We start from the raw sequence: 25,949 nt of genomic DNA, 5'->3' as shown, positions 1-25,949 counted from the left end.
TAGTGCCACAATTCTGCTAATTCTTCCGACGTTCCATCACAAGGCGGAGCAGTGACTGACAAATACCGAGGCAACATTGCCGGGTCTCCGGGCGCGGTGCTCGAAACCGATTCGCCCCACACACCGGCGAGCACTCATCAGCGAGATAGCTCACAAGACCGCGGGGCTCTGATTGGCTCTGGGGGCAATTGGCTAGCAACTTGGAGTTTGCGCATTATCCTAGTCGCGGCCGCCGCTTGGGTTCTTGGTTGGATCGTTGGCGAGTTTTGGGTGGTTCTACTCCCTATCGCGTTAGCTTTGATCGTGTCCACGGTGCTCTGGCCTTTGGCGCGTTTGCTGCAGCGCATTTACTTCCCGCCCGCAATTGCGGCGCTGGTCACGATGATCGCCGCGTTTGGCGCGTTCGTCGGTGTGATCGCGTTAATTGTGCCGTCGGTGGTGTCGCAAGCTCCAGACTTGGCCAATCAGACAACGCAAGGAATTCGCCAGATTCAAGAGTGGCTGCAAGGGCCACCGCTAAACATCCGTGAGGAACAGTTCACCGAAGCCGTGAACTCTGTGATTGCGACGATTCAGGACTCGTCTTCCGTTATTGCAACGGGCGTTTTCAGCGGTGTAACCGCAGCAACGTCAGCCATGATCACACTGATCTTGACGTTGGTTCTCGCGTTCTTCTTTATCAAGGATGGGCCTGCCTTTCTGCCGTGGCTGAACCGTGCCACCGGGTCGCCTGGTGCTCGACACCTTGAAGAAGTGTTGCGGCGACAGTGGAAGACCCTCAGCGGGTTTATTCGCACGCAGGCGATTGTTAGTTTCGTCGATGCGCTCTTCATCGGTATTGGTCTTATTATCTTGGGCGTCCCACTTGCTGGCCCATTGATCATCATTACGTTCGTCGCTGGGTTTGTTCCGATTGTGGGTGCGTTTGTTGCTGGCGCCCTTGCGGTGTTGGTGGCGTTGGTAGCCAACGGCCTGACGACGGCTTTGATCCTGTTGGGCATCATCATCTTGGTGCAGCAACTCGAGAGCAACATTTTGCAGCCAGTTCTGCAGAGTCGCAGTATGAATTTGCACCCGGTCATTGTGCTTTTGTCGGTGACTGCGGGTAGCACCTTGTTCGGCATAATCGGGGCCTTCCTCGCTGTGCCGACCGCCGCATTGTTCGCAGTGTTGCTGCGTTACATTGACGAGGTGCTCACGCGAAAATCGGGTGAAGGGTTTGCTGCCGACGCTGAGGATGATTCTGGCGGTGACGACGACCCGGATGATGTCGAACTCGAGTCAGGTGCGGCAGCCGCTAACTCAGGGTCGTAGCTAGCCGTGAGCCCGTTCGGTCTTTGATCGCGTGGATGCGTGACGGGATGCGTTGTCGCATCTCGTCCACGTGACTGACGATGCCGACAACTCGACCGCCGGCGCGAAGTTCGTCGAGCACACCCATCACGGCGTCTAGCGCATCACTGTCGAGGGTGCCGAAGCCTTCGTCGATGAATAGTGTGTCGAGCATGGCACCACCTGCTTCGGCCGCGACGACGTCTGCGAGCCCTAGCGCAAGCGACAGGGACGCCATGAAGGTTTCGCCACCCGACAGGCTGTTCACTGGTCGTACGTCGCCGGTGTAATCGTCGCGAATGTTGAGGCCTAGTCCCCCACGTTTGCCGTGCGAACCGGCGCTGTCGGAATGCTGGAATTCGTATCTACCTCCGGACATGATGCGGAGGCGGTGCGATGCGGCGTCGGCGACTTCTTCCAGTCGAGCGGCAAGAACGTAGGATCGAAGCGACATACTTCTGCTGTTCTGGCCACCGCCGACGATCACTTCGGTGAGCGTGCTGAGTCGTTGGTGGTGCGCAATCGCCGGGCCGAGGGCTTTCAGATACTGGTCCAGGTCTTTGATGATTGATTCAGCCTGGCCCAGTGCATGTTCCGCTCGGTGGCGTTGCTGAGTAGCTGCCTGCGCTTCGGCGTGAGCTTGTGTGTACGCGGCTTCTGCTGCTGAAAGGTCTGCTGGGGGCTTCGCTGCGGCTGAAGCGAAAATTGGATCGTCGATGGTGGTTCGTGCACGTACTCCGCGATCGTGCACCTCTCTCAGTGTCTCGTTAGCTTTGGCGATCCATTTTGGTTCACGAACGGCTGAGGCGGCCGCTTCTGCGGTGTCGAACCCAGCGGAAGCAGCGAGTTGTTCTATGTGTTCGGCGAGATCAGAAATCCGAGATTCGGCAGCTGCGTACCGCCCACCTACGGTCCGTAAGTGTGTTGCGGCAGCGATGAGTTTGGACAGCCGACTCGATTTACTATGCACGCTGTCGTCGTCGCCACGCGCTTGGTCAAGTATTGATTGAATTTGGTCACGCTGAGCGATGACGTTTGTGCGCCGTTCTTGCAGCGTCGCGACCTCGGTTTGCGCGGCATTGAGTTGCTGTTGCGACGCTGCCAATTGTGCTTCAACTTCGGCAAGTTCGGCGGTGAGGGTAGCGAGTCGGTCTGCTTTGGCCGCGAGTTCGTTGAGGTCCTGCTGTTTCTGCGCGCACAGTCCTTCAAGTGCTTCGGGTGTGTGAGAACCTGCACGTTCGGCCGTCGTATCGCGTTCACGAGAGATTTCGTCGCGTTGTTGTGTGGCCTCTTCGAGCTGGTGAAGTGCCTGTTGTTCGTCGTCGGCAGCTCGTTTTTCGTCGTCATCGGTCACGGTATCGGGCGACGGCGCCGCTGGCATCGGGTGTTCAATGGCGCCACAGACGACGCAAGGCTGCCCATCCGCGAGGCCGCGTGCCAGCTCACCCGCCATTCCTGCAATACGTGCCTCACGGATTTCAACGAGCTTTGCTCGGCAGTCAAGGTGTCGAGACCGTGCTTCGGCGTGCATCTCATTTGCACGGAGTAGTCGCTTAGTCAGACCAGGTAATGCTCGAGCTGCATCGAGTGCGACTCGGTGTTTCTCCAGATCCTCTTGCGCACTGTCGATGCGAGATTGTGCTGTTGTGGCCTCCGCGATGGCAGCCGTGAGGTTTTTTCTTAGTGCGGGGATTTCGTTCGTGTCTTGAATTCGTTTGGCGAGATTCCCTTCCGCTTTATGCAATGTCGTGGCGAGTGCTGCAATTTCTCGTTCGTAATCCGCCAGTGTGTCTGCTTGTTCGAGCAGCTTTTTCAGTGCACCGCGTTCCGTCGTCCAGTCATTGATTGCGCCGTTGATGGCGGCCTCTGATGTTGCGTCCCACCCGCTGCCCATTGTATTTGCAAGGTTCTCTCCCCCATTGATGTCGGCGAGCGCGCGCTTGGCATCACTGAGATCTTCTACCTCTTGTTTGAAGGCGCCGCGGGCTTCATTAAGTCTTTTGTGTGGTGTAGCAAGCGGTGCTGCAGCTACCGCTAAATCACACTCGGCTTGAAGTTGATCATTTTTCGGCTTTTCAGCAGCAAGCTGCGCCAAGTCTGCGGTTGCGCTGGTGTACGCATTCTGCCGCTCAGCCAGAGCCCGAACCTCGTGTCTCGCCTTATCTGCTGATGCGAAAGCCTCTGCAGCTTTGCCGTCGCGTTCAATGCACGTAGCAGCAAGTTCTGACATCGACCTATGGATCGACGATGCCCATTCTCGAATTTCCGATTCGGAGGTCTCACTGTCCGGGGCCCCGTCGTCAGTGTTCGAGACAGTTTCAAGCTTCCCGAGAATGACTGATAGTTCGTTGCGCTTCGCGGCGAGGGCTGAACCCGAATTTCGTCGACGTAGGCGAAACCAATCTTCCACCGTCCCAAACCGCTGGGTCGAGAAGAGATTTTCAAGTAGTTTTTCACGATCCTCCACGGAGGCCCTGAGAAACTGTGCAAATTCGCCCTGTGGGAGAAGTACTACCTGGCAGAACTGGTCCTTGGTCATGCCAAGTAGTTGACCGACTGCACCCGCGACCTCTGGTATCCGCGAAAGATGCTCTGCCGCCGATTGCGAACCGTCTGGGTTCAACCACACCAGCGTCACTTTCGCGTTCTGCTTCGTTGTCCCCCCACCTCGTTTCGAGGGTCGTTCAAACTCTGGGGTTCGCGTTATCTGAAACCGCTTACCTCGAACTGTTGCGTCGACGACGACCTTCGGTGTTGACCCGAATGGGGCGTGGTTCGACAAAAACTTGTGGCCTGAACTGCGGGCACCTGGGGCGGAACCAAAAAACGCAAACGCAATCGCGTCAAGGATCGTGGTCTTACCGGCACCCGTTTGGCCGTGTAGGAGAAAGAGTCCGTCGGCACCTACTGCATCGAAATCAATCGTTTCCTTGCCTGCAAATGGACCGAATGATTCCATGCTCAACGAATGCAGCCTCATGCTTCCCCCATCTCTATCAACCGTGGCACCGCGTGGAAAAAGTGCATGTACTCAGTCGTCCGTTGCTGCCGCGACAGACGCGAAGGCTTCCTCGATGAGCGATAGGTCAGCGTCTTCGGGTTCCTTCCAGGTGTCGATGAGGAACCGGCGTGCGGCTTCGCGGTCAGTCACTCCGCGCATTCGTTCCCTGTACCCAACTTTTTCGCCCTCGTGTGGGCGTTCCCACGTCAGTCGAACTGTGTGGGGAAAACGCTGCCTAAGGGCACGCATGGCATCGGTTGGCCGAACAGGGTCGGTGAGCACAGCAGAAATGTAGTGGCCCACTATGTCAGTAAGGTTTGGGTCCGCCAGCAGATCAGCCAGCTCTCCCCGCACCTCACTTAGGGGTCGCACGACAGGAAGGTTGACGGCACGAATGTCCGTCACTCCAGTTTCCCCAAAGTCGATCAGCCAGACGGCCTTATGGTGGCTGCGTTCACCAAAGGAGTACGGAAGTGGGCTGCCCGAATAGCGCACAGTCTCGGAAAGCTTCTGTGGCGTATGAAGATGACCCAATGCCACATAGTCAACCCCGTCGAACACTGACTGGGGCACTGTTTCCACACCTCCTACGCTGATGGTGCGTTCCGACTCAGACGGATGCGCGCCCACCACGAATGCGTGGGCACTGACAAAGGTGCGAATAGCCCTACCCTGGGAGTTGTTTCGACGCTGTTCGATGTTTGCCCGTATTCGCCCCATCGCGGCATCGACCACAGCATGATGGGATCTCTCGTCAACGCAGCCAAGCTCCCCTCGAACCACATCAGGTTCGAGGTACGGGATCGCATAAAACGCCACTGGGCCGTACTCATCGTTAAGCACAACCGGAGTGTCGATCTCAGACACACGAGTTTTCAGATGCAGCCCTCCCGCTGCGGTGAACGCGGCCCCAGAGCCCACCCTCGTCGCAGAATCGTGGTTGCCCGAGGTTGCAATGATCTGCGCACCCGCGTCACGAATCTGAACAAACGCATCTGCACACACTCGAATAGCGTCCGCACTGGGCATCGCTCGGTCGTACAGATCACCAGACATCACAACAACATCGACGGAGTTCTCCGCCACGATTTCCGCGATTCGAGCAAGTACCGCGCGCTGGTCATCTAGCAGGTCAACACCATGAAATGTGCGACCGATATGCCAATCGGATGTGTGCAATATCCTCATGGTGCACGAGACTAGACCACGTACCTGACAGTTCTTGTCAGAGGCGTAAGACATGATGGCCCCCATGAACGCTTTGACCTTCGTTATGGTCCTTATCGCACTGTTTCTTGGTGGGCTGATTGGTTGGCTACTCAGCACTAGTCGCAATGGCACCCGAGTTGCGTATGCAGAGGCGAAACTGCAGGCAATTAAGGACTCAGAGAGGTTGCTTCGCGACTCTCTCAACGCCGCCAATGAAGACTCCGCGAAACGCCAGTCTGGTTTGCTTACTGAGCAGGTCTCTCACGTAGTCGCCCCATTGCGCGACGCTGTGGGGACTCTCGCTGAGCATGTGCACCAAGTCGAAAAGAGCCGCATCTCCGCGTATGCAGGTCTGATCGAACAGGTATCAGGGATGCAGCAGATTTCACACACGCTCAATACCCACACCGGTCAGCTTGTCCAAGCACTTCGGGCGCCGCAAGTACGAGGGCGATGGGGTGAAATCCAACTTCAGCGTGTAGTTGAGATCGCAGGCATGCGAGAGCATTGCGACTTCTCCACGCAGGCACATGCCAGTCACGATGGCGAAAATGAGCCGCGGTCCGTGCGTCCGGACCTTGTCGTGCGGCTCGCGGGTGGAAAAAACATTGTGGTGGACGCTAAAGCACCATTGAGTGCTTATCTTGAGGCGCTTGAAGCGGACAACGACGCAGACCAGACCGCGCTCCTGCGCAAACACGCTTCGCAGTTGAAAACTCATATCTTGCAGTTGTCCTCAAAGTCGTATTGGAATGCTTTTGCTACGACGCCAGAGTTTGTGGTGCTGTTCATTCCTGGTGACCCGTTCCTTGATGGGGCAATGTCAGCCGACCCGGATCTGCTGGAGCTGGCATTTTCGAAGAACGTCATTCTTGCTACGCCTACGACGCTTGTTGCGCTGCTGCGGACAATCGCTCACACGTGGAAGCAGGAAGCTCTCTCGCGTGATGCGGCTAAGATTCACCAACTCGGCCGCGATCTCTACAGTCGACTTGGAGTGCTGGCCACGCACATGGATAGGTTGGGCGGCCAACTCGGAAAATCGGTCGATGCATTCAACTCGACGGTGTCTTCGATGGAATCGCGTGTGCTCGTCACGGCCCGCAAACTTCATGAACTACCGGCATTCGATTCAGAGCCGCCGTCCGTGAATACGGTCGACACCTTGCCCCGCGGAGTATCAGATCCTGAGATTTACCTAACGCAGGCCGGTTCAAGAGAGGTCAATTGACGGTGGGGCGGTATGGTGCGAGGGTGCCAGAATCTCGACCCGCCCCCGTGTCAGTACCGCCAGAACTGCGTTCCGTGTCGCCACGCCGCGTCGGAGCCCCCTGGTGGGGTGCGATCCTGATCGCAGTAGGCGTCAGTGTCATCGGATTCTTGTTCGACGCCATGCGTGGCGACGAACTTACGATGGTGTTTAGTGCGTTCTACTTCCTCGGATGTGTGGCTGCCGTGCTCGCCGTCCAGCAGCGAGCCCTATTTACCGCCATGGCACAGCCGCCGTTGCTGCTGTTCGCGGCGATACCTCTGGGATATCAACTGATCGTGCCGGAAAGCCCGGGCGGGCTTCGAACTCGGATCATTGACCTAGTGCTGCCACTTGTCACAAGTTTTCCACTCATGCTGTTCACTGCAGCCGTAGTTGTCGTGATTGGTGGGGTCAGACTCTTCACTGCAAGCAAGGACGACAACTCAACACCACGACGAGTCAACCGACCTACATCGCAGCAGCGCACCATGGGTACGCCTCCAGCGGAGCAGCGCCCTCGCCCACCCCAGGCGTAAAGCCAGCCCACCCCAGGCGCAAAGCCAGCTCAACACGCCGAGGTTAATTAAGAAAGCCCCCGACCACGCCAAATCGGCGTCCCGGGGGCTTTCTTGATTTTCGCTATGTGTTGTTCGCCTTACGCGGAGCCCGAAGCTCACGAGGCAACGCAAACACCAAGGTTTCGTTAGCGGTGGTGACTGACTGCAAAGAGCCGAACCCGTGTGAGGCGAGAAACTCGATAACACCGTCAACGAGGATCTCCGGTACCGAAGCTCCAGACGTAATACCTACCGTGTTAACACCATCGAGCCATGCGCTGTCGATTTCTTTTGCATAGTCCACCAGGTATGCCGACTTGGCACCTGCGTCTAGTGCCACCTCGACAAGCCGCACCGAGTTCGATGAATTGCGCGAGCCCACAACGATGACGAGGTCGCATTCGGGGGCCATGGCTTTGACCGCAACTTGCCGATTTTGGGTGGCGTAACAGATGTCATCACTTGGAGGATCCTGCAGACTTGGGAACTTCTCGCGAAGGCGTCGCACAGTTTCCATCGTTTCATCGACGCTCAAAGTGGTTTGCGACAACCACACCACGCGGCTCTCGTCCCTGACGACGACCTTGTCGACGGAATTCGGTCCGTCCACGAGCTGCACGTGCTCCGGTGCTTCCCCGGCGGTGCCCTCAACTTCTTCGTGCCCTTCGTGGCCGATGAGGAGGATGTCGTAGTCGTCGCGAGCGAATCGCTTCGCCTCTTGGTGAACCTTGGTCACAAGCGGACATGTTGCGTCAATGGCGTGCAGATTCCGTTTCGCGGACTCTTCGTGCACGACGGGTGCCACGCCGTGTGCAGAAAAGACAACGATGGCGCCTTCTGGAACTTCGTCTACTTCTTCAACGAAGATGGCTCCGCGGTCGGACAGCGTCTCGACCACGTGTTTGTTGTGCACGATTTGTTTGCGCACATATACAGGGGCGCCGAATTTATCGAGCGCTTGTTCCACGGTTTCGACCGCACGATCAACACCGGCGCAGTACCCCCGAGGTTCCGCGAGCAGCACGCGTTTGCCCTCAGCGGATGACGTTGTTCTGCTGACGGACCCTGGAATTCCCATATTTACTGCCGACGACATGCCTACAGGGTACGTGGCGGCACCATGTTAGTGCGACACGTCGGTGAGTATCTGCTAGAGATAACGCCAAACATAGGGCACGCTTGAAACATGAGACGTCCCCCATTTGCTGCCCGTGTTGCGGCTGGACTTGCGCTAACCGTCGTTGAAGAGACACGCCGCCTGCCTACAACCGCCGCAACTTTCCCTATGACCGCGATTAGTCAAGTTCTGCAAACGTCGATGCGTCTTCAGCAGAAGGTGACTGAACTCGCAATTAAAGGCGACCAAGCTTTCGAGTGGCTCTATCCCCCTCAGGATGAACCTACGTGGGTGACCTTCGACGAGGATCGTGAGCCTGTTCAGACTCTTGAGCGTTCAGGTTCTCAGTCGGCACCCAAGGCTGTTGCCGCTGGCGCTTCGTCGTCGTCGCCTAACGGCCGTTTTGCTTTGTATTCCGCACCAGTTGTTAATCCTGCGAATTCACCGGTCTCGGCACCGCAAGAGGCAGCAGAATCGCAAGCTGCATCGGTTGACCCGGCAGACGTTGCTACACCGAAGGTTGCCGAGCGCGTCAACTACGACACCTTGACTTTGGCTCAACTGCGCGCCCGCCTACGCCAGTTCTCGGTCGAAGATCTAGCGGACTTGTTGCAGTACGAGGAGCAGAAGTTCCGCCGTGCGCCATTCCAAACGATGTTGGCTAACAGGATCACCACGGTGATGAAGTGATCTGATTGGCACGCCATATCTGTCGGTACAACCTTGTACTGTGCAAACGATGAGCACACCACAAACATCTGGTGACGTGACCGCGGGGGGCGCGAGCACCGCAGATGACCCATGGCCTGTTCGTGTGGTCTCCACGAAGATTAAGCAGTGGATCGAGCGCCTAGGTGGTGTGTGGGTCGAAGGGCAGATCACGCAGTTGAGTCGCCGCCCCGGCACACGTACGGCTTTTTTGACATTGCGTGACCCGTCGGCTGACGTGTCGTTGAATGTCACGTGTTCTCCTCGCCTGTTTTCGGAAGCTCCGGTTGAACTAACCGAAGGCAGCCGGGTTGTGGTGTGGGGAAAGCCGAGTTTCTATACCGGCAGGGGCACGTTTTCGCTGCACGTGACTGAGATTCGTGCCGTGGGTATTGGCGAATTGCTCGCACGAATCGAGCGTTTGAAAGCCCTTCTCAAAGCGGAGGGACTGTTTGATCCCCGACTGAAGAGGCCGCTGCCGTTCCTTCCTGGACGCATCGGCCTTATCACGGGTAGGGCTAGCGCTGCGGAACGGGATGTTTTATCCGTTTCTCGGAGACGGTGGCCCGAAGTGCAATTTGAGGTGCGCAATACGGCTGTGCAAGGCGCGGGTGCTGTCGCGCAGATTGTCGAAGCATTGATTGAGCTTGATGCTGATCCAACTATCGATGTCATCATCATCGCTCGTGGCGGCGGCAGCGTCGAAGATTTGTTGCCGTTTTCGGACGAGACTTTGTGCCGCGCGATCGTGTCGGCAACTACCCCAGTGGTGTCGGCGATTGGTCACGAACCGGATAACCCTGTGTGTGACTATGTTGCGGATTTGCGTGCTGCAACGCCAACTGACGCGGCGAAGCGGGTTGTCCCCGATGTAGTTGCTGAACGGGCACTTGTTCGCGAACTTCGGGACCGGAGCGCGGCGGCTCTGAGAACGTGGGTGACCCGTGAGCAACGCCTTCTGATTCAGTTGCGGACCCGTCCTGTTCTTGCTGATCCGCATGCTGCGATCACGCAGCGCGCAGAGGATGTTGCACGGTTGCGTGATTCTGCGCGTCGCGATGTTGTTCGCAGCATTGATCGCGCCGTCTCGGACATCCAAAGTTTGCGCTCTCGACTGTCAGCGCTTGGCCCGGCGGCCACCCTCGCCCGTGGGTATGCGGTTGTCCAGGCCGTCGATGATGACGGCGCATCTCACGTCGTCACGGCGGTTGATGCCGCTCCTGCTGGGGCTAAATTGCGGGTACGTGTGTCGGATGGTGTTCTGCGCGCAACCTCGGCTGGACCCGAATAAAGCCTCGAACAAGGCGTAGAGAAACTCACGTGCCCACAACTGCGGCACGTTCTTGTGACAGACAGTTCAACGAAGGAGCGAAAATGAACTCACCCGCGGATGCAGCGTCGATACAGGCACGACCATCGGTGTCCACCTTGGGCTACGAGCAGGCCAGGGATGAACTTGCTGATGTAGTGCGCACGCTCGAAATGGGTGGACTTGATCTCGACACGTCCATAAGTCTTTGGGAACGCGGCGAATTGCTAGCCGACCGATGTGAGGAGCATCTCACCGGGGCGCGCCAACGAATCGAGTCCGCGATTGCTCAACGCGAAGAATCCGGGACGGAAGAAACAACCAGCTCCGAGTAACTCGGCTTAGCTCACCGGTTCAGCTTCAGTGACAAGTTCGGCCATTTCTTCAAACTGGGCTGCAGTAGCGCTGCCTGTCATACCGATGCGTACGTCGCCGAGGTCTGTCACCCAGATCGGTTCACCATTTACAGCTTCGTAGATGCCCCACTCTGTTCCTCCGGCATTGGACGAACCCACTTGGTTTTGGAATTCCCCAAGGTGGTAGCCAACGAGCCGTTGCTCACTGATGTCGGATTGGCTGAACCGCAGGTAGAGGCTGCCGTCGGTGACGTATCCGATCCAGGTGACGGTGCCGCCACCTTCGTTTTCAAGACTTGTCCGGTTGCCCGAATTGGGTTGCCATTCATCTCGAACATCGGGGATCCGAATGGGAAAGTCGAGAATACTGGCGTCGTATTCAAGCGCTAGGTCAGCGTTGATGGTCACGACGGGTCCTTGCGGGGCGTCTCTGCTCCATAGGCCCGTCATTCCAGCAAAAATGAGGATGATGATGACAAGCGGGACCATCGTCAAGAGCATGTCTCGACTGTTCTGCAAAATTCTCGGTTTGTCTGACGCCACGATGCCCAGTATTCCAAAAAGTTGGTCCGACTCTCACATCGGCGGCAATTCGGCGAGGCACAACATGCGCCCGGCGCACCACGGCGGACAGTTTCTCTGGAAGAATGCTTTAGCAGCACAATGTGACACTGAGGCTCAGCTTCGACAGTTGTCGGGGCCTCGGCTTAATCCTTAAGGGAGGCAACTCGTCCATGACGACGACGTCCGGAAACGCTGGAAGAATCGTGGGCAATCTGCCCATCACACCTGACCGGAACCTCGCATTGGAACTCGTGCGTGTCACCGAAGCTGCGGCTATGGCTGCTGGCCGTTGGGTGGGCAAAGGTGAAAAAGAAGGCGGCGACGGTGCCGCTGTGGATGCGATGCGGCAACTTGTCAGCACCGTGTCAATGCAAGGCACGGTTGTGATCGGTGAGGGCGAAAAAGATGAGGCCCCCATGCTGTACAACGGAGAAGTTGTCGGCAATGGTGACGGCCCTGAGGTAGACGTTGCGGTTGACCCGATCGATGGAACGACTTTGATGGCGAAGGGTATGCCGAACGCCATTTCTGTTCTCGCGGTGTCGGAGCGGGGCGCTATGTTCGACCCGTCTGCGGTGTTCTACATGGACAAGATCGCTGCAGGTCCAGACGCGGCGGATGTCATTGACATCACAGCCCCAGTGAAGGCAAATATTCAGCGCGTCGCGAAGGCTCACAAGTCAAGCGTCAACGATGTTGTGGTGTGCATTCTTGATAGACCTCGACATGCCCAGCTTATTGCTGAGGTCCGCGACACTGGTGCGCGCATTCGACTGATCTCCGATGGTGACGTTGCTGGTGCAATCGCGACGGCGCGACCCGATTCTGGCACCGACTTGCTCATGGGAATCGGTGGTACGCCCGAGGGCATCATTGCCGCAGCAGCGATGCGCTGTCTCGGCGGTACTTTGCAGGGACGCTTGGCACCCAAGGATGACGAAGAACGCCAACGTGCTCTTGACCGCGGCTATGACCTCGACCAGATCCTCACAACTGACGATTTGGTTTCTGGCGACAATGTCTTTTTCGTCGCGACGGGAATTACCGATGGTGATCTGCTGCGGGGCGTTCGTTACCGGGCAGGTGGGGCAACAACGCAGTCGATCGTGATGCGTTCAAAGTCGGGGACGGTCCGCATGATTGAGGCATATCATCGCCTCACCAAGTTGCGGGAATATTCGAGCATCGATTTTGAGGGTGACGGGGCAGCGTTTCCTCCCCTACCGTGAATTTGAGCCGTGAGTAAGGGTGGCGCCGGTGGCTCGAGTACCGCGTTGGTACTGTTCGTGACCGGTACCACCACAACTCAATCGATATAGCCACGTCAAGCGCATCGTGGCACCCATAATTTGTGATAACAGCGTCAATCGACAACATCCCCCGGAGGCACCGTGGCTGACCAGCAGTACCGCATCGAGCACGACACAATGGGCGAAGTACGAGTCCCCATAGACGCACTGTGGCGTGCGCAAACGCAGCGTGCGGTTGAAAACTTCCCCATTAGCGGGCGAGGCCTTGAGCGCACCCAAGTGCGTGCCATGGGCCTTTTGAAGGCTGCTTGCGCTCAGGTGAATAAGGATCTGGGATTGTTGCCCGCCGAGCAGGCGGACGCCATTGTGGCTGCAGCCAACGAGATCGCCGAAGGTAAGCACGACGACCAGTTCCCTATCGACGTCTTCCAGACGGGTTCAGGGACTAGCTCGAACATGAACAGCAATGAGGTTATTGCGTCAATTGCTGCGCTCAACGGCGTCACTGTGCACCCCAACGACCATGTGAACATGTCGCAGTCATCGAATGACACGTTCCCCACCGCCACGCATCTTGCGGCAACTGAGTCTGCCGTCGCAACGCTAATCCCAGCGCTGGAATACCTACACAAGGCTCTCGCTGACAAGGCTGAAGAGTGGAAGCACGTAGTCAAGTCTGGTCGCACACACCTCATGGACGCTGTCCCCGTGACATTGGGGCAGGAGTTCGGCGGGTACGCCCGTCAGATCGAAGCTGGCATTGAGCGTGTGCAGGCAACACTGCCTCGTTTGGGTGAATTGCCTATCGGCGGCACGGCGGTCGGCAGTGGACTAAACGCTCCCGACGGCTTCGGCACAAAGGTTGTGGAAGAACTCAAGAAGTCAACCGGTCTGTCGGAGCTTCGTGAGTCGTTGGATCACTTCGAGGCGCAAGCTGCCCGCGACGGCCTGGTTGAGGCATCCGGGGCACTGAAGACCATCGCAGTGTCGTTGACAAAGATCGCCAACGACGTGCGCTGGATGGGATCAGGTCCACTGACTGGCTTGGGTGAGATTCAGTTGCCTGACCTACAGCCAGGTTCGTCGATTATGCCGGGCAAGGTTAACCCTGTACTTCCCGAAGCTGTGACCCAGGTTGCGGCGCAGGTCATTGGCAATGACGCCGCAATCACGTGGGGCGGCGGCAATGGCGCGTTCGAGTTGAATGTGTACATCCCGATGATGGCGCGCAACATTCTTGAGTCATTCACACTGCTCGCCAATGTTTCCCGCTTGTTCGCCGACAAGTGCATCATCGGCCTCGTCGCAAACGCTGACCGTTTGAAGGAACTCGCCGAGTCCTCACCGTCAATTGTGACACCGCTGAACAGCGCCATCGGGTACGAAGAAGCTGCGGCTGTCGCGAAGGAAGCACTGAAGGAAAAGAAGACGATCCGTCAGACGGTGCTTGATCGCGGACTCGTGCCCGAGAAACTGTCTGAGGAAGAACTCGATAAACGACTCGACGTCCTCGCGATGGCGAAGGTCAAATAGTCTCCAGGCGACAATGCTGCAACAGGGTGAGAACCGTTTCATAACAACGGGTTTCACTTCTGTTGCAGCGAGCCTCGAAAGCTGACATCTCCGCTCCGTCCGTGTTACGAATGTCTTGATCGGTCCTGCGGATCGGTGTGTCAAAGTTCAACGGATGGAGCAGGGAAATGCTGGACGATGTATTTGCAGGCCTAGGAATATTCGACGCCATTGGTGGAGAACTCATCGGCGAAATGTTTGGTGACATCTTCGGTGACGTCACCACAGGGTTGCTCGATTCATTGCTGGGCGGGATCAGTGAGTCCGGCAGCCTTGAGCAGCTTGACACGATGTCATTCGGTGAGCCACCTGTAGATCTAGACCCAGAGGTGCCAGAGGTGCCTGAGGTTCCAGAGGTCACTGATCCAGAAGTGACAGACGGCGAGTAATCACGCGCTGACACTGGGGGTACCCGCACGGGCGGGTGCCCCCAGTTCGCGTCTGATTAGTGTTCGAGCATCTCCGTCACCAGCGCCGCAATTGGGGAGCGCTCACTTCGGCTGAGTGTCACGTGCGCGAATAACGGGTGCCCTTTGAGCTTCTCGATCACCGCGGCCACACCGTCGAATCGACCCACGCGCAAATTGTCACGCTGCGCCACATCGTGTGTAAGCACCACTCGAGACCCTGTTCCGAGACGAGACAGCACTGTCAGCAAAACATTGCGTTCGAGCGACTGCGCCTCATCGACGATCACAAACGAGTCGTGGAGGCTGCGTCCCCGAATATGGGTGAGCGGCAAGACTTCCAGCATCCCCCTCGACAACACTTCCTCAATTACGTTCGGGCTAGCGAGGCCTTCGAGCGTGTCGAAAACCGCCTGTGCCCACGGCCCCATCTTTTCATTCTCCGAACCAGGCAGGTAGCCCAGTTCTTGCCCGCCGACCGCATACAGCGGACGGAAGACCACAACCTTGCGGTGACTTCCCTGTTCCAGAACTGCCTCAAGTCCCGCACACAGCGCCAACGCAGATTTGCCCGTGCCTGCACGACCGCCAAGTGACACGATGCCGACGCTCTCGTCCAGCAAGATGTCGAGAGCAATCCTTTGTTCTGCGGACCTGCCTCGCAAGCCGAACGCTTCCCTATCGCCGCGAACCAGTTGCAGCTTTTTGTCCGGTGTGACGCGCCCGAGGGCACTCGACTGCGGCGATAGGAGTCGTACCCCCGTATGGCAGGGCAAGTCCCCAATATCGCTGTGTTCGACTTCTCCGTGGGTAAACAGCGCGTCGATCGTTTCGCGGTCCACGTCCAGCTCAGTCATCCCAGTCCAACCTGAAATGACGATGTTGTGGGCCTGGTACTCCTCCGCTTGAAGTCCCACTGCGCCCGCTTTGACTCGCAGCGGGATGTCCTTACTCACCAGCACTACGTCGGCGCCATCGGCAGCGAGATTGAGGGCGCAAGCAAGAATGCGCGAATCATTGGTGCCGGTCCGGAACCCACTAGGCAGTACCGCTGGGTCAACGTGGTTGAGCTCCACCCGGATGGTGCCGCCTTGGTCGCCAATCGGAATTGGTTCGTCCAGTCGTCCGAACTCTGCGCGGAGGTCCTCCAGCATTCGCAATGACTCGCGCGCAAACCACCCAAGCTCGGGATGGTGGCGTTTGGCTTCAAGTTCGCCAATGACGACGAGCGGCAAAACGATGTGGTGCTCGTCGAAGCGCAAAATGGCTCTCGGGTCGGACAGCAACACGGAAGTGTCCAGGACATATGTGCGTGCTGATGTCGCCAATTCGCTCACAGTCACTTGAGCTCCTCCACCCACGGGCACCGGTGTGGGTGACTTCGCAGTGGCCGGACTGACCTATGTGGGCGCGATACGCCCACGAGGGCCAGGTGCCGGCCCTCCCGCTACGATCGCGGCTACACGATTCGCAAGCACTGATAGGACCTCCCAGGCAGGCGATGATTACGCCTACATTTACGACGGTACATTCGAGATGCACGGCAGGTCGACGCAAATAGTTAATGTTGGGTGAACCGTCACCGAACCCTAGAAAAGTCCCAGCTCACAGGCTGTATTGAGTGGCCCTAACAGCGACACGCGACGCCTAGCCGATCAGGCGCCAGTCTTCGAGACCCTCATATAGTGGGAAATCCTTGGCCAAGTTGGTGACTTCAGAGCGCAATTGTTCAACGTCACGCGCACCGGTAAGGGCTGCGGCGATGATGTCGGCAACCTTGGTGAATTCGTCGTCACCGAAGCCTCGTGTAGCCAACGCTGCTGTGCCGATGCGCAACCCTGACGTCACCATCGGTGGGCGTGGGTCGAACGGCACAGCATTTCGGTTAACCGTGATACCAGCCTCGTGCAGCAAGTCTTCGCCTTGCTTGCCATCAAGATCAGAGTTTCGCAGGTCAACGAGCACAAGGTGAACGTCAGTGCCACCGGTGAGCACTGTGATGCCCTTGTCGGCCACATCCGCGTGGGTGAGGCGCTCTGCAATGATCTTTGCGCCCGACAGGGTGCGTTGCTGGCGCTGCGCAAACTCCTCGGACGCCGCGATCTTGAAAGCGACAGCTTTCGCTGCAATGGCGTGCATCAAAGGTCCGCCCTGCTGGCCTGGGAACACTGCCGAGTTGATCGGCTTTTCCCATTCCTTTGTGCCCATGATCAGACCGGAGCGGGGACCACCCAGAGTCTTGTGAACCGTGGTCGACACGATGTCGGCGTGCGGAACCGGTGACGGGTGTAGATCCGCAGCAACAAGCCCGGCAAAGTGCGCCATGTCTACCCACAGCCGCGCGCCAACCTCGTCAGCGATGGAACGGAAAGCAGCGAAATCCTGCTGGCGAGGGTAAGCCGACCAACCTGCAACGATCACCTTCGGCTGAAACTCGAGTGCCTGCTTGCGCACTGCATCCATGTCGATGCGGAACGTGGTCGGGTCAACACCGTAGAACCCAACTTCGTACAGTTTTCCCGAGAAGTTCAAACGCATACCGTGGGTAAGGTGGCCACCGTGCGCAAGGTCAAGACCGAGCAGCCGCTCACCAGGTTTCATCAACGCGTGGAGGACGGCAGCGTTTGCTTGCGCACCAGCGTGCGGTTGAACATTCGCAAACTCAGCGCCGAAGAGGGCCTTAGCGCGATCGCGCGCTAGGTTCTCCACAATGTCAACGTGCTCACAACCGCCGTAGTAGCGCCGACCTGGGTACCCCTCGGCGTACTTGTTGGTCAGCACCGATCCCTGAGCTTGAAGCACCGCCCTGGGCACAAAGTTTTCGGACGCGATCATTTCCAGCGTTTCGCGCTGCCGGGCAAGTTCGCCTGCCATTGCAGCCGCGACGTCAGGATCGACCTCGGCGAGCGGTGCGGTAAAGCTCGAGGCGGCAACAGATGCAGCAGTCATCAGCGAATCTCCCGATTGTGGTACCCAGTTTTCGGCCGTGCGGTGGCCAGCCATACAAAGCGGCCCGTGACCAACTCGGTGCAACGACACCGCGGAGGTCAAGCCCGTCCAAGTGTACGGAACATGTCACCCACGGCGGAAATCACCAAGACGCCGGTTCTATGCGCGAGTGAGGTCGCGTCGCAATTGTGACGGGATAAGCGGTTCGTCGAGCAGCCGCGTAAATCGTTCGGCAGCAGCATCCGGGGTATCGGGTCCCTGCTCGAGCCATGCCTTCAGCAACTGATACCCCTCGACATACGTTGTCACGTAAGCCCGCCAGAGCGGAGAGGTAAGGAACTTTAAAGTTTGACGCGCCCGCTGCGGAGTGAGGAGGAGCCACCGCTGTAGGAACTCAGCTACTTCGTCAGCGCTGCGGCCCCTGTCGTGGAGCAGTATCGCGGCGTCTTGCCGAACCGTCAGCAACCCAGCCGTCGCTGCCGCCACTCGTTCAGCGCGTTCCCCGTCGAACCTGATACCTAAGTCGGCGTAAATTTCCTGAGCCCACACACCCCAGCCAGGTCCCACAACGGCACCCAACGCGAGATCGGCGAGCCCTTCGGCCATCAAGCACTGAGGCGTATTGACAAGAAAAATCGTGTGCTCGGCCTCGCCCGGTGCAACGAGAGACAAATCCTTGTGACAATGCTCAGTGTGGTGTCCGGGATACGCTTCGTGCGCAATAAGGTGCGGCAACGATGACGTGTGCTGACGGAGGTCAGCGTTAATGGCAACTGTGGATTTGAAGTCGCCAAGGTAGTAGTTAAAACCCGACCATGGCTTGTCGGTGACAACTTCGAAGCTCACCTGTTCCTGCACGGGCAGCCCGAATTGATTCCGCACCCGTTCGCGCAGAGCACCGGCAAACGCGTCGACACAATCGTTGAGGCGTTCTGGCGGAAGTTCCTCCCCCATTCGGTGACTACGCATCCGGTCGCCCAGATCTCCGGACCCAGGCATCAAAGCACTGATGTCGCGGTGAGCCTGTCGATAGGTCTCCTCATCCGCCAACTCGATGCGCACATCAAAATACGCATCCACCTCGTCAATAAATCCGACGTCTTCACCAGCGAACTTACGCGCGGAACACTCAAGCGCACGAACATGAGACGCGATGAACTCCTGCCGACGCGGCGCGAGACCACTACTAGGCAACGCCGCCAAGATTCGACGAGCCTCAACTGCCAAATCCTGAGGTACCGGAGTCGGCGCGTTTTCGACACTTCGACGCAACGCTGGATCGCCCGTATACGCATCAACGAAACCGTCTTCAAGCCGATCGAAACGCAACCCTAGAAGGAGGTAATCGCGCACAATCGGGGACATATCAACCGGGGGCACATCAGCAGTCGACACAGTCATAAAGATCAACTGTAGCTGCAGTTGCGTGGGAGTGACCTTTAGTGATGACGTCATGCAGCCTCGCCGTGCGGGCAGGCGTCCCGCCGTCGCGGTGGGACGCGGAGTTCGTTGATCATATCCACGCGCTATCTACACCCGTTAGATCTGGTTCGCCTATCAAAACCCGATTGACCATCGCAGCAGCCGAGAACGCACGTTACGAATTTGCCCGCCACCACCAACAGGCGTTCGGGGCACACGCGGTTCTCGCGACGCACCTACAGCCCTAACACCCCGTCGGTAATTAACGGAGCCGCTGACTACTGGAAATGATCTTCTGCAAGTGGTGGAATTGAAATAGGTCACTTTTCGTGACCGCACATAAATCAAGGAGATCCGCCATGTTCGATGCAGATCTGTTCTTACAGGTGGCGTTAACCCTGTGGAAATTCTTCCTCGACGTCCAGGCCGGCGGAGGTTTCGGCTTCGGCTTCAGCTGATAAGTCCACACATCCGAAATGCCGCTGAACCACCGCTGGTCAGCAGTATTGACATAAACAAACTCCGTGCATGACGCGCACTGGCCCACACATTCTGGGTGGCATGGTTCCTGTCAATACTGGCATGCGCTATTCCGCGCGGCGCAGTTCACGCGGACCGCCACCCACGGCGTCGACGACTAACTGCACTAAAGCACCGACTGGTCGCACACGGAGTATCCAACCGAGTACTGCCCAACCGAGGTTGAGGTGGTTGCACACATCGGCGAACGCTCGGACGCCAGAAGAGTGCCTGTTCTGCGTTTCGTATCGCATTCGAATGAGTAACTCTCGGTGATCTTCGGCCGCAGTAACAGCGAGGTTGACTGGCGATCGTTGGTTCACCCATTCACTGAGCTCCGAACAGGGGTGGCATTGGCGCGCAATGAAAACCGTTCCGACTGGAAGCGCGGGCGAAGGTCGCCACCGCGGCAGCCAGTCACGAACGGTGTTCCGATACTCGTCCCACACCGTCCCGAACCTTTTGCGCAGGTCAGCATGCTCATCTATCCGGGCTATTGACCAGCTGAACGCTATCACCCCGATTGCCACGGCGATCAGTATCGGTTCGCGCAGAATTGCCGCCATCAGCAAGAGGATAAGCACCGTGCTGAGTTGCATGGGGTTGGCGACATAAGCGTAGGGCCCGTGTGTGACGAGTCGCTGCGGCGGGTCCCACGGAAACGGAGTGCCACCAGCTCGAGCGAACTCGGCAACCGCACGCAGACCGGCGATCCCAACGATGACTAGCACCTGAACAAGGATCATGTCGCCCGGGCCGCCCACACGAGACAGCGCTTCGGACCAGCTTCGGTCCGTGAGCGCGAAAGCCACCGACGGCAGAATGACGATCAAAAGGGTGGTGAACACAACGGCCTGGAGGGCGACCCGAACAGTCAGCAGTTTTCTTGTGTAGGTGAGGTACCCGAGCAGCAGACCGGGACCAAGACATAGCGCGCAGGCTGCAACTTCGCCGTAGAGCCAGTCCTTTGACAACACGACGAGAGGGCTGAGATAAGGCATCGCGAGAAGGTCTGCAACGACAAGCACCACCGCGGTCGCAAACAGTGGCACCCATCTGGCCAACAGGACAGGCACCGCACCCCAGAGGACAGCCCATCCAAGCACGACATCAACTGGCACACCCGACCACATTGCACCCGTTGTACCGAATGTCCACCAGCCAACTGCAACGGCGACGGCGTTCACCAGGATCAGGCCGACAGCATTCCATAGTGTTGCCAAAGCGGCCGCCGCCTTGACCCGCGCTGTCGGACCTGTCAGCAGCAGCGCCCCCGCAAGCAATACCGGCGCCAGCACTGTTGCCGACCGCAAAAGCGAAATGTCGAAATCTGGGGTCATAAGTCCAGAGCAGAGATCAGGTACTCGGCGCTCTTGCTGGTGAAGTACCGCTGCAGCGGACCGAAATACCAGCTCGGTGCGAGTTCACGGTTGTAGGTGATCTCCCATGTGATTTCCGTGTGGTCCTTATCGATCGGTTGCCAACGAACTTCCGAGCTTTCCCACGCCAGCCATGATGCGATCGGGGTCGTGTCACTGACTGTCCGAAACGTAACTGACTCATCTGTGCGGTCCTCGATGGCGAACGTGACTTCCGAATCCCCGTGCCCCCAGTGGTGTTGCTTCATTAGTGCGGGGCGGGGATTGGCACCGGCGAAGGTGACAACCCGCCTGTCTCCAAGTTGAACACCATCAACCGATTCAGCAATTGGCTCAGGAAAACCTACCCGAAGCACTGCGGGTCGGTGTGTTCCAGCGAAGTCGAGCGGACGGTCGATCGCGGCGGCGACGTCCGCCGCTGAAGCAGTCACCACTGAAGTCGCGGTGACTGTCGACTTTGATGGCGGCGTGAAGACTGGCGCAGTGCCTTCCATGGCGAGGATCCCAATCAGCACTGCTGGGACAACCACAACGTGTGCGCGTCCGTTTCTTTTGCGCGCGTAGTCGATGGGCACCGCGATAGCCACGACGGTGGCGTAAACGATTGGTGCCGCGAAAAGAATGCACACTAACCCTTCGCCTGCCAGGATCATCGACAGCAGCAGAAAGATCGTGGTGCCTTTGAGGACGACGCCGTAAGTGCTTCGCGCAGGCGCCGACAGTGCAAGCATAATCGCGAGGATCGCAGGGATTCCGATATAAAACGCTGCCGTCTGCCCCAGCCCTGCATCGCTGACAAGCTTGAGCAGGGTCACCGTGATGGTGAAGATGAGTATGAGAGAAACGAGCGTCCACTGCGAACGCCCCGGACGGGGCCGGGGCGTCTCAGGACTTCTTGGTTCTGTATCCGTCACTGTCGTAGTTGATCACAACTCGACATGTACGCGTGAGGTTTTATCGCTGCCAGGGAGTGGAATCACCGCTCATACACGCCGACGATGCGGTTCTGCTCGATGATCGCGTCCGCGTACCCTTCGAGGAACTCTTGCCGGGCTGGTGTCCCTCTTACCGGGCGGCTGAGCGCGTACACCCAGAAGTAGTAGTAATGGCGACCGTGGCCTACAGGTGGCCGAGGACCCCCATAACCTTCCTTGCGGAAGTCGTTGAGTCCTGACCGGAACGTCGACTGAGGTCCAATCTCTGTGGTGTCAGTCGGCACTCCGTACAACGCCCAGTGCGTAAACCCGTGCGGTAGTGGGGCATCCGGATCATGGCAGATCACCGCAAGCTCGACGGCATCCTCTGGAACTCCGCTGATCCGCATTCGGGGTGGAATGTTGCCACCTTCGAGTGCGTGACGGTCGCTGAGCCATCCGTCCGCACCGATATCTGGGCTGGTGATCGTCAAATCTTTGATCTGCATTGTCACACCTCCTGCACCCATTCCATCACATCCCACCCCGCCCGCAGCTATATCAGTTTGTGTAAGGCCAGCCCGTCAGCCTCGATGAACTGCATTTACAAGATTCCTCCACCGCAGCACCGAGAATGTTCCGAACCCTGAAAACCCCCACGCGCCGTAGGGCTAGTATCAGCTCAACGACCGCACCGTTCTACTGCAAGGTAGGATCTCACGATCGGCAACACATTCCGATTGTGCGGCACCGGGATTGCACGAATGGACGTACGCAGTTGAGGAGGGCGACGATCAAGTCGAACATCGGTGCACGGGGTTACTGCACCATCGCAACGAACATGGATCGTCGGCAGTGAGCGAACCAAGCCCTTATGTGGCGTTTAACCGCGAGCAGTGGCGTGCGCTGCGAAAATCTCAACCGATGGTGCTCACCGAGGAAGAGCTGCGGGGCCTACGCGGACTTGGCGAGCAAATAGACCTTGCCGAGGTGGAGGAAGTCTACTTGCCTCTCTCGCGGTTGATTCATCTCCAAGTCACAGCCCGCCAACGCTTATTCGCTGCGACCGCAACATTCCTGGGCGAAGCCCACCCCGACCAGCAGGTGCCCTTCGTCATCGGTGTCGCCGGTAGCGTCGCAGTCGGCAAATCCACCACAGCCCGCGTGCTTCAGGCGCTCCTGGCGCGGTGGGAAACGCACCCACGGGTCGACCTCGTGACAACTGACGGATTCCTGTACCCCACCAAGGAGCTGCAGCGGCGCAATATGATGCACCGCAAAGGTTTTCCCGATAGCTATGACCGGCGGGCCCTTCTTCGCTTCGTCACCGAGGTGAAGTCCGGAGCGGCAGAAGTGGCAGCCCCGGTGTACTCGCACCACGCTTACGACATCATCGCCGGGGCGCGCCATGTGGTCCGCCAACCCGACATCTTGATCATCGAGGGGTTGAACGTCCTCCAGACCGGACCAACGCTAATGGTGTCGGATCTGTTCGACTTCTCCATCTATGTCGATGCCAAGATCGAGGATATCGAGAATTGGTACATCCAACGGTTCCTCACTTTGCGCAAGACGGCCTTCGCGGATCCTCGCTCGCACTTCCACCACTACTCGACGTTGAATGACACAGAGGCGCGCGCCAAGGCGGAGGAAATCTGGTCGACCATCAACCACCCGAACCTGGTTGACAATATTCTTCCTACGCGGCCGCGAGCCACTCTTGTTTTGCGCAAGGACAACACCCACCGCATTAATCGTTTGCGGCTGCGCAAGCTCTAATTCGGGGCAAACTCGAGCGGGCTACTTACCGAACCTGCGATGCCTGGCGCCGTAGTCTCGTAGCGCTCGGAGAAAGTCGACGCGTCGAAACTCGGGCCAGTAGGCCTCTGTGAACCAGATTTCTGAGTAGGCGCTTTGCCAGAGTAAGAACCCGGAAAGGCGTTGCTCCCCCGACGTGCGAATAACTAGGTCTGGGTCTGGTTGTCCCGAGGTGTAGAGGTGGTCCGCGATTCCCTCTACGGTGACGGAGTTGACGAGTTCCTCACCGGTTTTTCCTTCAGCGATCTTGCGTGCCAGCAGTGCACGAACGGCGTCGGAGATTTCTTGTCTCCCACCGTAGCCAACTGCGACATTGACGTGTGTGCCAGTGCGTTCCCGCGTGCGCGCTGCCGCGTCGAGGAGACGGGTGGCTGCTGCGTCAGGTAGTAGCTCCATCGCACCGACGATGCGAACGCGCCAGTTCTTATCGGGGCCGGAGATTTCTTCGACGACGTCGGTGATGATTTCCAGGAGGGCTGCTAGTTCCTCGGGATCACGGTGGAGATTCTCCGTCGAGAGAAGGTAGATCGTCGTTAGTCCGACGCCTGCTTCTTCGCACCATTCCAGCATTTCAGCGATCTTGCGTGCGCCCATGCGATAGCCGTGGCTAACGTCGGTGAACCCGGCAGCTCGTGCCCACCGCCTGTTGCCGTCGCAGAGGACAGCAATGTGCTTGGGCCTTTGCATTGTGTCGAGGCGACGGAGGAGTCGTCGCTCGTACACTCGGTAGACCGTTGCGGACGGCAGTTTCACGGAAGCATCACCACGGTTTAGCAGCCTACGCCGCTTGATCGTTTCCGGGATGCGACTCTGTGGAGGACAATCATATTTCAGGGTGTTAACCGAGCCACACTATAAGTTACTGGCGCGTAACCTACGGTACCGTAGGTAAGGGTTGAAGCCCCAAAACTGAAAGCGAGGTGCCACTTGTCCGCCATTGTAGAGGCCCTATCCCCGGTCAAACCCCGCATGCGTGGATGGATTCACCTCTACGCATTTGCAGTATCAATCATCGCCGGCGTCGTCCTCATCTCCGTGGTAGCCGCCGTAGCCGAACCCCGCGCAACCGTGGCGGTCGCCATATACAGCGTGACAATATGGGGGATTTTCGGCGTCAGCGCCCTCTATCACCGCGTCACATGGAAGTCGCCATCCAAACGAATCTGGATGAAGCGCGCCGACCACTCCATGATCTTCCTGTTTATCGCAGGTAGCTACACGCCGTTCGGCATGCTTGCACTGTCGCCTGAAACTGGCCGAATTGTGCTCTCGATCGTCTGGGGCGGAGCGCTTGCTGGCGTCGCGCTGAAGATGCTGTGGCCGACGTCACCGTCATGGTTCGCAGTACCCCTGTACATCATGCTCGGCTGGGTTGTCGCGTTCGTCATCCCCGACCTGGTGGCAAACGCGGGCGTGACCTCGCTCGTACTCCTTGCCGTCGGCGGTGTCCTCTACAGCGTTGGAGCGGTTCTCTACGCCACAAAATGGCCGAACCCGTGGCCCACAACTTTTGGCCATCATGAATTTTTCCACGCCGCGACAGTGATTGCCGCGATCTGTCACTACGTAGCCGTCTGGCTGATTGCCCTCAACTAACGCACCAGGGCTTCAACAGAGCGAATGACACCACCCATTGCCTCGTCGAGAAGATCGGCGAGGCAATGGGTGTATCCGGACTCAGCCCAGTAGTACAGCGTCGATGTGAGCCCTCCGACCAAAGTTGACGCGACCATATAGTGCACCAGCCCGGCATGTTGCGTAGAAGTCGTCGAAATACGCGGGGCGAGCATCCCGCGAAGTGCGCCCTCAAACTCGCTTTGGTCGCGCAGCATTGCCGAGAAGACATCGGGTTCCGTCAAGATATAGCCCATTCTCCTGCGCACATCCGCTTCATCTTTCGCGGACCATGCACGCGTGATGTGGACAATTCCCTGGCGCATTGCCGAGAGGATGTCAGCCAGATCGCCGTCAGCGTCGGCGAGCAACCCGAATAGTTGCGGGTCGTATTCGTCATGAAGGACAAGGCGCTCTTTGGTGCCGAAGTAGCGATAAACCGAACTTGGCGACACGCCTGCCGCTTCCGCGATCTGATCGACCGTGACGGCGGTGTATCCGTTCGCATCAAACAGGTCGAGGGCGACGGCCTGGATTGTGCGCATCGTTGCGGCCTTTTTTCGCTCCCGCAGTGAGGGTTTTACTTGCGGCTGATCGTCCATCACTGCTCCATCTTACAAATTTCTGAAAGTCACTTGCAGTTTCACTTTACACGCGAGTATCGTCGAAGTGACAGCAACTGTCATTTGATAGCTACTTT

Annotated in this window: 23 protein-coding genes; 11 read left to right on the top strand and 12 right to left on the bottom strand. The window is 58.0% G+C overall.

Annotation, left to right across the window (positions count from 1 at the left end; all coding sequences use genetic code 11):
* Positions 1-51: 51 nt before the first annotated feature.
* Positions 52-1,314: an AI-2E family transporter gene (locus IEW73_RS10910; RefSeq protein WP_372433579.1), complete on the top strand. Its 1,263-nt coding sequence runs from the start codon at positions 52-54 to the stop codon at positions 1,312-1,314.
* On the opposite strand, the gene IEW73_RS10905 is transcribed toward IEW73_RS10910, so the two are convergent.
* Together IEW73_RS10905 and IEW73_RS10900 are read right to left on the bottom strand one after the other, a co-directional pair.
* Positions 1,298-4,312 (bottom strand): AAA family ATPase, encoded by a 3,015-nt coding sequence (locus IEW73_RS10905; protein WP_188674497.1) that lies wholly within the window; start codon positions 4,310-4,312, stop codon positions 1,298-1,300. The genes IEW73_RS10910 and IEW73_RS10905 overlap by 17 nt on opposite strands.
* A 51-nt stretch (positions 4,313-4,363) precedes the next feature.
* Positions 4,364-5,521 carry an exonuclease SbcCD subunit D gene (locus tag IEW73_RS10900; protein WP_188674494.1) on the bottom strand — a complete coding sequence of 386 codons (1,158 nt, stop codon included), beginning with the start codon at positions 5,519-5,521 and terminating at the stop codon, positions 4,364-4,366.
* A 64-nt stretch (positions 5,522-5,585) separates the two neighbouring features.
* On the opposite strand from IEW73_RS10900, the gene IEW73_RS10895 reads away from it, so the two are divergent.
* Together IEW73_RS10895 and IEW73_RS10890 are read left to right on the top strand one after the other, a co-directional pair.
* The gene (locus IEW73_RS10895) at positions 5,586-6,773 is read left to right on the top strand and encodes a DNA recombination protein RmuC (RefSeq protein ID WP_188674491.1); all 1,188 of its coding nucleotides are present in this window, start codon (positions 5,586-5,588) and stop codon (positions 6,771-6,773) included.
* 23 nt (positions 6,774-6,796) lie between these two features.
* The gene (locus tag IEW73_RS10890; RefSeq protein WP_188674488.1) at positions 6,797-7,330 is read left to right on the top strand and encodes a DUF6542 domain-containing protein; all 534 of its coding nucleotides are present in this window, start codon (positions 6,797-6,799) and stop codon (positions 7,328-7,330) included.
* 103 nt (positions 7,331-7,433) lie between these two features.
* Here the strand turns inward: IEW73_RS10890 and IEW73_RS10885 are convergent, their stop codons facing one another.
* Positions 7,434-8,447 carry a 4-hydroxy-3-methylbut-2-enyl diphosphate reductase gene (locus IEW73_RS10885; protein ID WP_188674485.1) on the bottom strand — a complete coding sequence of 338 codons (1,014 nt, stop codon included), beginning with the start codon at positions 8,445-8,447 and terminating at the stop codon, positions 7,434-7,436.
* A gap of 90 nt (positions 8,448-8,537) precedes the next feature.
* On the opposite strand from IEW73_RS10885, the gene IEW73_RS10880 reads away from it, so the two are divergent.
* The 3 genes from IEW73_RS10880 to IEW73_RS10870 all read left to right on the top strand — a co-directional run bounded on the left by IEW73_RS10880 (position 8,538) and on the right by IEW73_RS10870 (position 10,820).
* Positions 8,538-9,158, top strand: coding sequence for a lipid droplet-associated protein (locus IEW73_RS10880; protein ID WP_188674482.1), 621 nt, complete (start codon positions 8,538-8,540; stop codon positions 9,156-9,158).
* Positions 9,159-9,207: 49 nt separating this feature from the next.
* Complete coding sequence (gene xseA / locus IEW73_RS10875) at positions 9,208-10,467, top strand: exodeoxyribonuclease VII large subunit (RefSeq protein WP_188674478.1); 1,260 nt, start codon at positions 9,208-9,210, stop codon at positions 10,465-10,467.
* A gap of 83 nt (positions 10,468-10,550) precedes the next feature.
* Positions 10,551-10,820: an exodeoxyribonuclease VII small subunit gene (locus IEW73_RS10870; RefSeq protein ID WP_188674475.1), complete on the top strand. Its 270-nt coding sequence runs from the start codon at positions 10,551-10,553 to the stop codon at positions 10,818-10,820.
* Between the two features lie 6 nt (positions 10,821-10,826).
* On the opposite strand, the gene IEW73_RS10865 is transcribed toward IEW73_RS10870, so the two are convergent.
* A complete protein-coding gene (locus tag IEW73_RS10865) occupies positions 10,827-11,384 on the bottom strand; it encodes a DUF4245 domain-containing protein (protein ID WP_188674472.1) in 558 nt (185 codons plus the stop codon).
* 191 nt (positions 11,385-11,575) lie between these two features.
* On the opposite strand from IEW73_RS10865, the gene glpX reads away from it, so the two are divergent.
* From glpX to IEW73_RS10850, 3 genes are all read left to right on the top strand, one after another.
* Entirely contained in the window at positions 11,576-12,634 is a 1,059-nt protein-coding gene (glpX, locus tag IEW73_RS10860) for a class II fructose-bisphosphatase (RefSeq protein WP_188674469.1), read from the top strand.
* Between the two features lie 162 nt (positions 12,635-12,796).
* Positions 12,797-14,188, top strand: coding sequence for a class II fumarate hydratase (locus IEW73_RS10855; RefSeq protein WP_188674466.1), 1,392 nt, complete (start codon positions 12,797-12,799; stop codon positions 14,186-14,188).
* A 167-nt stretch (positions 14,189-14,355) separates the two neighbouring features.
* A complete protein-coding gene (locus IEW73_RS10850) occupies positions 14,356-14,616 on the top strand; it encodes a hypothetical protein (RefSeq protein ID WP_188674463.1) in 261 nt (86 codons plus the stop codon).
* 56 nt (positions 14,617-14,672) lie between these two features.
* Here IEW73_RS10850 and phoH2 read toward each other — a convergent pair whose 3' ends face one another.
* From phoH2 to IEW73_RS10820, 6 genes are all read right to left on the bottom strand, one after another.
* Positions 14,673-15,977: an RNA 5'-3' helicase PhoH2 gene (gene phoH2, locus IEW73_RS10845; RefSeq protein ID WP_188674460.1), complete on the bottom strand. Its 1,305-nt coding sequence runs from the start codon at positions 15,975-15,977 to the stop codon at positions 14,673-14,675.
* Between the two features lie 304 nt (positions 15,978-16,281).
* Positions 16,282-17,583, bottom strand: coding sequence for a serine hydroxymethyltransferase (gene glyA, locus IEW73_RS10840; RefSeq protein WP_188674457.1), 1,302 nt, complete (start codon positions 17,581-17,583; stop codon positions 16,282-16,284).
* A gap of 159 nt (positions 17,584-17,742) precedes the next feature.
* Positions 17,743-18,984: a DUF885 domain-containing protein gene (locus IEW73_RS10835; protein WP_188674454.1), complete on the bottom strand. Its 1,242-nt coding sequence runs from the start codon at positions 18,982-18,984 to the stop codon at positions 17,743-17,745.
* 608 nt (positions 18,985-19,592) lie between these two features.
* Complete coding sequence (locus IEW73_RS10830) at positions 19,593-20,864, bottom strand: methyltransferase family protein (protein WP_188674451.1); 1,272 nt, start codon at positions 20,862-20,864, stop codon at positions 19,593-19,595.
* Positions 20,861-21,817 (bottom strand): hypothetical protein, encoded by a 957-nt coding sequence (locus IEW73_RS10825; RefSeq protein ID WP_188674448.1) that lies wholly within the window; start codon positions 21,815-21,817, stop codon positions 20,861-20,863. The genes IEW73_RS10830 and IEW73_RS10825 overlap by 4 nt, the downstream gene beginning before the upstream one ends.
* 62 nt (positions 21,818-21,879) lie before the next feature.
* On the bottom strand, positions 21,880-22,326 hold the full coding sequence (locus IEW73_RS10820; RefSeq protein WP_206050392.1) for a YbhB/YbcL family Raf kinase inhibitor-like protein: 447 nt from the start codon (positions 22,324-22,326) through the stop codon (positions 21,880-21,882).
* A 346-nt stretch (positions 22,327-22,672) separates the two neighbouring features.
* On the opposite strand from IEW73_RS10820, the gene coaA reads away from it, so the two are divergent.
* Positions 22,673-23,596 (top strand): type I pantothenate kinase, encoded by a 924-nt coding sequence (gene coaA, locus IEW73_RS10815; protein WP_188674442.1) that lies wholly within the window; start codon positions 22,673-22,675, stop codon positions 23,594-23,596.
* 21 nt (positions 23,597-23,617) lie between these two features.
* On the opposite strand, the gene IEW73_RS10810 is transcribed toward coaA, so the two are convergent.
* Positions 23,618-24,382 carry an isoprenyl transferase gene (locus tag IEW73_RS10810; protein ID WP_241012268.1) on the bottom strand — a complete coding sequence of 255 codons (765 nt, stop codon included), beginning with the start codon at positions 24,380-24,382 and terminating at the stop codon, positions 23,618-23,620.
* A 222-nt stretch (positions 24,383-24,604) separates the two neighbouring features.
* Between IEW73_RS10810 and trhA the strand changes: the two genes are divergently transcribed.
* Positions 24,605-25,231 carry a PAQR family membrane homeostasis protein TrhA gene (gene trhA / locus IEW73_RS10805; RefSeq protein ID WP_188675106.1) on the top strand — a complete coding sequence of 209 codons (627 nt, stop codon included), beginning with the start codon at positions 24,605-24,607 and terminating at the stop codon, positions 25,229-25,231.
* Here trhA and IEW73_RS10800 read toward each other — a convergent pair.
* Positions 25,228-25,851, bottom strand: coding sequence for a TetR/AcrR family transcriptional regulator (locus tag IEW73_RS10800; RefSeq protein ID WP_188674436.1), 624 nt, complete (start codon positions 25,849-25,851; stop codon positions 25,228-25,230). The genes trhA and IEW73_RS10800 overlap by 4 nt on opposite strands.
* Positions 25,852-25,949: the final 98 nt, after the last annotated feature.

The sequence above is a fragment of the Hoyosella rhizosphaerae genome (assembly GCF_014643175.1).
In the GTDB taxonomy this organism is placed as follows: Bacteria; Actinomycetota; Actinomycetes; order Mycobacteriales; family Mycobacteriaceae; genus Lolliginicoccus; species Lolliginicoccus rhizosphaerae.
The sequence above is the reverse complement of the archived record's forward strand: the minus strand, read 5'-3'. Positions and strand labels throughout refer to the sequence as shown.